The organism is Streptomyces pathocidini (genome assembly GCF_001418495.1).
In the GTDB taxonomy this organism is placed as follows: domain Bacteria; phylum Actinomycetota; class Actinomycetes; order Streptomycetales; family Streptomycetaceae; genus Streptomyces; species Streptomyces pathocidini.
In genome coordinates, this window is the sequence record NZ_LIQY01000118.1 from 1 (window position 1) to 8,544 (window position 8,544).

Consider the following 8,544-nt stretch of genomic DNA (forward strand, 5'->3'; position numbering starts at 1 on the left):
GCCGTCGGTGGACATCTCGGCCACCTCGCCGAGTGAGACCAGCTCACCGAGGGTGTTGTAGACCGTCGCACGGGAGATCTCCGGCAGCCGGGCGGTGGCGCGCGCGAGCACCTCGTCCGCGGTGAGGTGGACATGCTCGCCGTCGAGCACCTCGGCGACCACCCGGCGCTGCGCGGTCATCCGCCAGCCACGTCCGCGCAGCCGCCCCAGCAGGTCACTCATTGGCCACCAACCCTCACTGTGTGTCGCCCGCGCGAATGTACCCGTACGGTTCTGGTTCTCGTATTGACTTGGACTTCGTCCATTGTAGGATCGGTTCCGGAGGCAGCCAAGGGGCGAGCGCACCGTGAACCGCCCGATCCGGAGGGAATTCCATGTCCGAGAACCATGAGGCCATCGTCGAAGGCGCAAAGGCGGCGGACGGAGGTGGCTGCCCGGTCGCGCACGGGCGAGCCCCGCACCCGACGCAGGGCGGCGGAAACCGCCAGTGGTGGCCGGAGCGCCTGAATCTGAAGATCCTCGCCAAGAACCCCGCCGTGGCCAACCCCCTCGGCGAGGAGTTCGACTACGCCGAGGCGTTCCAGGCCCTCGACCTCCCGGCGGTGAAACGCGACATCGCCGAGGTGCTGACGACCTCTCAGGACTGGTGGCCCGCCGACTTCGGCACCTACGGCCCGCTCATGATCCGGATGGCCTGGCACAGCGCGGGCACCTACCGGATCAGCGACGGCCGCGGCGGCGCCGGCGCGGGCCAGCAGCGCTTCGCCCCCCTCAACAGCTGGCCGGACAACGGGAACCTGGACAAGGCCCGCCGGCTGCTGTGGCCGGTCAAGAAGAAGTACGGCCAGTCCATCTCGTGGGCCGACCTCATGATCCTCACCGGGAACGTCGCCCTGGAGACGATGGGCTTCAAGACCTTCGGCTTCGCCGGCGGCCGCGAGGACGTCTGGGAGCCGGAGGAGGACGTCTACTGGGGCCCCGAGTCCATCTGGCTCGACGACCAGCGCTACACCGGCGACCGTGAGCTGGAGAACCCCCTCGGCGCGGTCCAGATGGGCCTCATCTACGTCAACCCCGAGGGCCCGAACGGCAACCCGGACCCGATCGCCGCGGCCCGCGACATCCGCGAGACCTTCCGCCGCATGGCGATGAACGACGAGGAGACGGTCGCCCTGATCGCGGGCGGCCACACCTTCGGCAAGACCCACGGCGCGGGCCCCGCGGAGGCGGTCGGCGCCGACCCCGAGGCCGCCCCGATCGAGGCGCAGGGCCTCGGCTGGGCGAGCACCCACGGCACCGGCAAGGGCGCAGACGCCATCACCTCCGGCCTGGAGGTCACCTGGACCAGCACGCCCACCCAGTGGGGCAACGGCTTCTTCGACAACCTCTTCGGCTACGAGTGGGAGTTGACGAAGAGCCCGGCAGGCGCCAACCAGTGGAAGCCGAAGGACGGCGCGGGCGAGGGCACGGTGCCGCACGCCCACGACGCCTCGAAGAAGATCGCCCCGTCGATGCTCACCACCGACCTGGCGCTGCGCTTCGACCCGATCTACGAGCCGATCTCCCGCCGCTTCCACGAGAACCCCGAGGAGTTCGCGGACGCCTTCGCCCGGGCCTGGTACAAGCTGACCCACCGCGACATGGGCCCGAAGTCGCTGTTCCTCGGCCCGGAGGTCCCCGCCGAGACGCTGCTGTGGCAGGACCCGCTGCCGGCCGCCCAGGGCGAGGTCATCGGCGCCGCGGACATCGCGGCCCTGAAGGCCAAGCTCCTCGACTCGGGTCTGACGGTCCCCCAGCTGGTCTCCACCGCCTGGGCGTCGGCCTCGACCTTCCGCGGCAGCGACAAGCGCGGCGGCGCCAACGGCGCCCGCATCCGCCTGGCGCCGCAGCGCGACTGGGAGGTCAACGACCCGGACCGGCTGGCGACGGTGCTGCGCACCCTCGAGAACATCCAGGGTGAGTTCAACTCCGGCGCCAAGAAGGTGTCCCTGGCCGATCTGATCGTGCTGGGTGGCTGCGCGGCCGTGGAGAAGGCGGCCAAGGAGGCGGGCCACGACATCGAGGTGCCGTTCACCCCGGGCCGCGTCGACGCGACCGAGGAGCACACGGACGAGGAGTCCTTCGCCGCGCTCGAGCCGACCGCCGACGGGTTCCGCAACTACCTGGGGAAGGGCAACCGGCTGCCGGCCGAGTACCTGCTGCTCGACCGGGCCAACCTGCTGACCCTGAGCGCCCCCGAGACGACGGCCCTCGTCGGCGGCCTCCGCGTCCTGGGCGCCAACCACCAGCAGTCCTCGCTCGGCGCCTTCACCGAGACCCCCGGGGCCCTGACGAACGACTTCTTTGTCAACCTGCTCGACCTGGGCACGACATGGAAGGCGACGTCCGCCGACCAGAACACCTTCGAGGGCCGCGACTGCGCCACCGGCGAGGTCAAGTGGACCGGCACCCGTGCCGACCTCGTCTTCGGCTCGAACTCCGAACTGCGCGCGCTCGCCGAGGTCTACGCGAGCGACGACGCGAAGGAGAAGTTCGTGCGCGACTTCGTGGCGGCGTGGGACAAGGTGATGAATCTCGACCGCTTCGATCTCGCCTGACCCACCCTCAGGACGTCCGGGCCGGCCCACAGCGGGTCGGCCCGGACGTCGTACGGGCGGGTGGCGGCGGCCCGCGGGTGTCAGGTGAGCGCGCCCGCCAGGAGCGTGGCGGTCTCGGCGATCAGGGGGTTGTCGGCCACGGCGTCGGGCTCGTACCTGGTCGTCAGGACTGCCATCACGATCGGCGGGCGGCCGGCGGGCCAGGCGATGCCCACATCGTTGTTGGTGCCGTACTCCCCGCCACCCGTCTTGTCCGCGACGGCCCAGTCCGAGGGCAGGCCCGTGCGTAGTCTCGCACCGCCCGTGGTGTTGGCCAGCAGCCAGCCGGTGAGCCGTTCGCGGTCCTCGGCCGCGGGTGAGCTTGGTGTAGCCCTGGGCGCCGGCCTTCGAGGCCATCTGGCGCAGGTACTCCAGGCCCGCGGTGGTGTTGCTGCCCTCGGCCGGGACCACGAAGGAGGACTCGCCGGGCGCGCTGCGCAGCGTCTCCACGGGCAGCGCGTCGGAGGCGGTGACCGACGGGATCGGCATCATCGCGAAGGGTGAAGTCCTTCGGGGTGTCCTTCTTCATCTCGTTCTCGAGGAAGTCGCCCGCCGGGTAGAAGGCCAGCTTGCCCTGCACCTGGCGCAGTTGGGCCTCGGTGTGCATGAGTCCCGCGTACCGCTTGTCCACGTACTTCTCGGCGAACTCGCGCCAGGCGGTGAAGGACTCGAGCACCGCGTCGTGCTCCCAGGCGCCGTCCTCGAGGTTGTCGATGGAGCGCAGCAGCTCCGCCCCGGCGATCTTGGCGGCCGAGACGACCATGACGGAGCCGACGTAGTCGGCGGCGTTCTTGCCGCCGTAGCCGTAGACGTCCAGGCCCGCCTTCCTGATCTCACCGGCGAGTTCGGTGAACTCCGCCCAGGCCTTCGGCGCGGTCCAGCCCTTCTTCTCGAAGAGCCGGGCGTCGTACCAGATGCCCTGGACGCTGGCCGTCCCCGTGGTCGTCGTCGAGCGGCGCCACCAGCCGGCCGCCGACGTCCCCTCACTCGACTACGTGATCACCGACCACGAGCACGGCGCCACCCAGGCCGTACGCCACCTGGCCCGGCTCGGCCACCGCCGTATCGCCCTCGTCGCGCGGCCCACCCCGACCAGCGTCTGACTGCGCCGCGGTTTCGAGGCCGCCTCGGCCGCCCTCGGTCTGCCGCCCGACATGCCGAGGCTGGCCGCCGACCACCAACCCGGCTCGGCGGACCGCATTGTCGACGTGCTGCTTGCCTCGGACACCACGGCCCTGCTGGCCCACCCGGACGAGGAGGCGGTCCTGCTCCTGCAGGAGCTGCGGTCCCGAGGGCTCGTCGTGCCGGACGACGTGGCGCTCGTGAGCTACGACGACGAGTTCGCCGCCCTCTCCGACGTGCCGCTGACCGCGGTCGCCCCGCCCCGCCGCGAACTGGGCCGGGCCGCGGTGGAGTTGCTCGCGCGCAGGCTCCGGCAGGACGGCACGGAGGCGATGCGCCACATCCACCTGCTGCCCCGGCTCCACGTCCGCTCCTCCACGAGCGGCTGACCGGGCGCGCTCGGGGCGCGCCCCGGTTGCGCGAGCGGCATGCGGGCGGGCCGGCGCCGAACCGCGGCGCCGACCCGCCCGGCCCAGCCGGAAGTTGCCACTGCCTCCAGGCGGACGAAGCCCCGCCCGGGGTACGTCATGCGCCCGCGGCGTCCTCGCCCTCCCAGCGCAGCAGGTCGCCCGGCTGGCACTTGAGCACCTCGCAGAGCGCGGCGAGCGTCGCGAAGCGCACCGCCTTGGCGCGGCCGTTCTTGAGCACCGCCAGGTTGGCGGGCGTGATCCCTACGCGGTCCGCGAGTTCGCCCACGGACATCTTCCGCCGGGCCAGCATCACATCGATGTCGACGGAGATCGGCATCAGATCACCTCGTCCAACTCGGCCTGCATCTGCGCCGCTTCACCGTCACGCGCGACGGCCTGGGCGAGCAGCATCCGCAGCACGAGCACGATGAGCGCCACCCCCAGGATGGCCACGCCGACCCCACCCATGATGACGGTGACGCCCGGGTCGTCCCGCTGGCCCGGCGCGTTGATGGCCGTGACCGTGAACCACACGAGGGCGGCCGCCACGATCGCGCCGATCACGACGTCCACGTGCCGGAAGGCGGCGTGGGAGAACACGGTTCCGCGTTGCACCATCGTCACCAGCCGCCACACGCAGACCAGGGCGACCTGGGCCGCCGCCATGCCCAGGATCGTCATCACACGCAGCGGGGTCAGCGGGAGCGACCCGTCCTCCGGGTCGTTCCCGCTGACCAACGTCCACACCATTCCTGCCTGGACGAACACGGTGCCGGCGAGCACCACCACGAGCACGGCGCGCAGCGCACCCACTGTCAGTTTTCCCACAGCCCATCCTTCCATCGAATAACGATGAGAATCTATCGAATGTCGATGGATAAAGCAAGGTGTGAGGCGGCGGACGGGCGGCCACCGCGTGGGCGGATACTGGGCCGTATGCGCATCGACTTCGACCCCGCCGCCACCTCCCGCAACGAGTTCTACCGACTGCTGACCGCGGTCGTCGTGCCGCGGCCCATCGCCTGGGTGTCCACGGTCACGGCCGACGGCCACACACCCAACCTGGCACCCCACTCCTTCTTCACCATCTCCTGCGTCGAGCCGCCCGTCGTGCAGTTCACCTCCGTCGGGCGGAAGGACTCGCTGCGCAACGTCGAGGAGACCGGGGAGTTCGTGGTGAACCTCGCGCCCGAGGCGCTGTTCGAGCAGATCAACGCGACCGCCACCGACTTCCCGCACGGGGTCAGCGAGTTCGAGGCGGTCGGGGTGACGGCCGAGCCCAGCCTGCGGGTCAAGCCGCCGCGGGTCGCCGACTCGCCGGTGGCGCTCGAGTGCGAGCTGCACAGCACGCTCCGGCTCGGCGACTCCACCGTCGTCCTCGGCCGCGTCGTGCACGCTGCGGTCGCCGAGGAGGTCCTCGACGGCGGGCACCCGGAGGCCACGAGGCTGCGCCCGCTGTCCCGGCTCGGCAAGGACGAGTGGGGCACGCTCGGCGCCGTACGGGAGATCTCCCGCATCCGCTACGCGGATTGGCCCGCGACGAGGTAATCCTCGGGCCCGCGACGGGCACGTCGGCTCGGCTCGCAAGCCGGATGCCGCCGACTGGCACCGGCTCCGCTGCGGCTTACTCCCGGCGGCGCAGCGCGCGCCGCTCCCGGCGCGCGGGCGCCCGGCCCCCGGTACACGCTGCCACCAGGTGCACCGAGGCCAAGGGAGTACGAGATGCGGTTCGCGCGGCGCACGAAGGTGGCGGTCTGGGGGCTCGCGCTCGGCACGCTCGCGGCCTGCGCCGCCGAGGGCACGCCGCCCGGGCACGGCCGCCCCTCCGTCACCCCGCAGGCCCGCGGCGAGGGGGCGGGGGAGCGGCGGCCGTTCACCGTCGTGGCCACCGGCGACGTCATCCCGTACCCCTCGATCATCCGCCAGGCCCAGAACGACGCGGCGCAGAACGGCGGGGCCCAGAACGGCGGGGGAGCGGCGACCGGGCGCGCGGTCGCTTCGGGGAGCCCGGCGCGCACCCCCGGAGCGACCGGCATCAGCGCGATCGCACCCGGAACCACCGGCACCGGCGCGACCGCCCCCCGAGCCACCGGTACCGGCGTGACCGGCACCCGCGCGACTGCCCCCGGCGTAACCGGCGCTGACGTAACCGGCGCCCGCGCGCCCGGCGCGACCGGCACCCGCGCGACCGCCCCCGGCGCCCCCGGCCCCGGTCGGTACGACTTCAGTCGGATCCTGTCCGGCGTCAAGCCCGTCGTCGACGGCGCCGACCTGGCGATCTGTCACATGGAGACGCCGTACGGGCCGCCGGAGGGCCCCTTCACCGGCTACCCGGCCTTCCAGTCCCCGCCGGACGTGGCCCGCGGCCTGCGCGCCACCGGCTACGACAGCTGCTCGACCGCCTCCAACCACACCCTCGACGCCGGCCCCGAAGGCATCCGCCGCACCCTCGACGCCCTCGACGCCGCGGGCGTGCGCCACGCCGGCTCCGCGCGCAGCGCCGCCGAGGCGCGCACCCCCGCCCGGCTGCGCGCCGGCGGAGCCGAGGTGGCCCACCTCTCGTACACCTACGGCACCAACGGGATCCCCCTGCCCGAGGGCAAGCCGTGGGCGGTCAACCTGCTCGACCCCGGCCGGGTCGTCGCCGACGCCCGGGCCGCCCGCCGTGCCGGGGCCGACGTGGTGCTCGTCAGCCTCCACTGGGGCACCGAGTGGCAGCAGGAACCGGACCGGCAGCAGCTGGACTTCGCCCGCAGGCTCACCGCGGCCCGCACCGGCGGAAAGCCCGACATCGACCTGCTGATCGGCACCCACAACCACGTGCCGCAGCCGTACGAGAAGGTCAACGGCACGTGGGTCGTCTACGGCCTCGGCGACCAGGTGGCCAGCTTCGTGCCCGAGAAGTACCGGGGCAACGAGGGCTCGATGGCCCGCTTCACCTTCGCCCCGGCGCCGAAGGGGGACCGCTGGACCGTCTCCGCGGCGGAGTTCCTCGCGGGCCACTCCGACCTCGGCCCGCCGTTCCGCGTGGTCACCGCGACCGCCGGGCGGTTCCCCGACGTACGGGAGCGGGTGCGCAAGGCCGTCCTGAGCCGGGGCGCGGCGCAGGACGGCCTCAAGGAGATGCGGCAGCCGGAGGGCTGACTCAGCCCGCCGACTCCGCCGCGTGCGGGCTCAGTACGCCCGCGCCGATGAGCACGAACAGCAGGATGCCGAGCACGATCCGGTAGATGACGAACGGCATGAAGCTCTTCGTGGTGATGTACTTCATGAACCACGCGATGACGGCGTATCCGACCACGAAGGCGATGACCGTGGCGAAGATCGTCGGGCCCCACGAGATGTGCCCGCCCTCGGTCGCGTCCTTCAGCTCGAACGCGCCGGAGGCCAGCACCGCCGGGATCGCCAGCAGGAAGGAGTAGCGGGCCGCCGCCTCGCGCGTGTAGCCCATGAGCAGGCCGCCGCTGATGGTCGCGCCGGAGCGGGAGACGCCGGGGACCAGCGCCATCGCCTGGCAGAAGCCGTAGATCAGCCCGTCCCGTACGCCCAGGTCCGCGAGCGTCTTGCGCTCCCGTACGGCGCGGTGGCGGCCGCCGTCCTCGTCGCGCGCGGCCAGCCGGTCGGCGATGCCGAGCACGATGCCCATGACGATGAGGGTGGTCGCGGTCAGCCGCAGATCGCGGAACGGGCCCTCGATCTGGTCCTTGAGCGTGACGCCCAGAACGCCGATCGGAATCGAGCCGACAATGACCAGCCAGCCCATCTTGGCGTCGTGGTCGCCCCGCATGCTCTTGTCGAACAGCGACCGGCACCAGGCGGAGACGATCCGGGCGATGTCCTTGCGGAAGTAGATCAGCACGGCTGTCTCCGTGCCGATCTGGGTGATCGCCGTGAAGGCGGCGCCCGGGTCGTGCCAGTCCGCGAACGCGGCCATGAGCCGCAGGTGCGCACTGGAGGAGATCGGAAGGAACTCGGTCAACCCCTGGACGAGCCCGAGGATGAATGATTCGAACCAAGACATGACGGGGTGCGCTCGTCCTTGTGGTGTGATCGACGGGGAGTTCGGGTCAGATGCTATGGCCTGCCGGTGGCGGCCCTCACCGCAGGGGTCGCCTGCCGGTGCTCCCCGCCCTCGAACTCGGCCTCCCCGAGCGGGCGTACGGGCTCGGGCCCGGCGCGGCGTACGGGACCCGCGGCGCCGTGGGTACGGGCGCGCCGCAGCCGTCGGCGCTCGCGCCAGGCGAACGCCAGCCCGGCGAGGCCCGTGACGACGATGAACCCGGTCGAGAACAGGAACGCCGGCGAGCCCGGGTCGGACGCCTTGCTGCCCGCTATCACGTACGCGGCCGTGTTCGGCACCGAGCCGATCCCGGTCG

General features: G+C 72.1%; 9 protein-coding genes and 2 pseudogenes. 5 read left to right on the forward strand and 6 right to left on the reverse strand.

The genetic code is table 11. The features are described from left to right. Positions 1–222: Fur family transcriptional regulator (locus AOK16_RS07450; RefSeq protein WP_205627644.1), on the reverse strand; the 222-nt coding region annotated here is incomplete at its 3' end. 152 nt (positions 223–374) lie between these two features. On the opposite strand from AOK16_RS07450, the gene katG reads away from it, so the two are divergent. Beyond that, positions 375–2,597 (forward strand): catalase/peroxidase HPI, encoded by a 2,223-nt coding sequence (gene katG / locus AOK16_RS07455; RefSeq protein WP_055471440.1) that lies wholly within the window; start codon positions 375–377, stop codon positions 2,595–2,597. A gap of 80 nt (positions 2,598–2,677) precedes the next feature. On the opposite strand, the pseudogene AOK16_RS25330 reads toward katG, so the two are convergent. After that, positions 2,678–2,998, reverse strand: a pseudogene (locus AOK16_RS25330) (serine hydrolase); the annotation flags it as partial. Between the two features lie 486 nt (positions 2,999–3,484). Between AOK16_RS25330 and AOK16_RS07460 the strand changes: the two are divergent. Together AOK16_RS07460 and AOK16_RS07465 are read left to right on the forward strand one after the other, a co-directional pair. Further along, positions 3,485–3,739 (forward strand): LacI family transcriptional regulator, encoded by a 255-nt coding sequence (locus AOK16_RS07460; RefSeq protein ID WP_055471441.1) that lies wholly within the window; start codon positions 3,485–3,487, stop codon positions 3,737–3,739. Then, positions 3,740–4,147 (forward strand): substrate-binding domain-containing protein, encoded by a 408-nt coding sequence (locus AOK16_RS07465; RefSeq protein ID WP_079101149.1) that lies wholly within the window; start codon positions 3,740–3,742, stop codon positions 4,145–4,147. Between the two features lie 136 nt (positions 4,148–4,283). Here the strand turns inward: AOK16_RS07465 and AOK16_RS07470 are convergent, their stop codons facing one another. After that, positions 4,284–4,505, reverse strand: a complete 222-nt coding sequence (locus tag AOK16_RS07470) for a helix-turn-helix domain-containing protein (protein ID WP_055471443.1) — start codon at positions 4,503–4,505, stop codon at positions 4,284–4,286. Further along, the gene (locus tag AOK16_RS07475; protein WP_055471444.1) at positions 4,505–4,996 is read right to left on the reverse strand and encodes a DUF2975 domain-containing protein; all 492 of its coding nucleotides are present in this window, start codon (positions 4,994–4,996) and stop codon (positions 4,505–4,507) included. Before AOK16_RS07475 ends, AOK16_RS07470 begins: the two co-directional genes overlap by 1 nt. A gap of 108 nt (positions 4,997–5,104) precedes the next feature. Between AOK16_RS07475 and AOK16_RS07480 the strand changes: the two genes are divergently transcribed. Then, positions 5,105–5,716 carry a flavin reductase family protein gene (locus AOK16_RS07480; protein ID WP_055471445.1) on the forward strand — a complete coding sequence of 204 codons (612 nt, stop codon included), beginning with the start codon at positions 5,105–5,107 and terminating at the stop codon, positions 5,714–5,716. Positions 5,717–6,202: 486 nt separating this feature from the next. After that, a complete protein-coding gene (locus AOK16_RS07485; RefSeq protein WP_055471447.1) occupies positions 6,203–7,312 on the forward strand; it encodes a CapA family protein in 1,110 nt (369 codons plus the stop codon). Position 7,313: 1 nt separating this feature from the next. On the opposite strand, the gene AOK16_RS07490 is transcribed toward AOK16_RS07485, so the two are convergent. After that, positions 7,314–8,189, reverse strand: coding sequence for an undecaprenyl-diphosphate phosphatase (locus AOK16_RS07490; protein ID WP_055471446.1), 876 nt, complete (start codon positions 8,187–8,189; stop codon positions 7,314–7,316). A gap of 53 nt (positions 8,190–8,242) precedes the next feature. After that, positions 8,243–8,544, reverse strand: a pseudogene (locus AOK16_RS07495) (hypothetical protein); the annotation flags it as partial.

Excerpts from the sequence above, each read along its gene's own strand:
- katG (WP_055471440.1), top strand. The coding sequence starts at position 375 with ATGTCCGAGAACCATGAGGCCATCGTCGAAGGCGCAAAGGCGGCGGAC.
- AOK16_RS07480 (WP_055471445.1), top strand. The coding sequence starts at position 5,105 with ATGCGCATCGACTTCGACCCCGCCGCCACCTCCCGCAACGAGTTCTAC.
- AOK16_RS07490 (WP_055471446.1), bottom strand. The coding sequence starts at position 8,189 with ATGTCTTGGTTCGAATCATTCATCCTCGGGCTCGTCCAGGGGTTGACC.
- AOK16_RS07470 (WP_055471443.1), bottom strand. The coding sequence starts at position 4,505 with ATGCCGATCTCCGTCGACATCGATGTGATGCTGGCCCGGCGGAAGATG.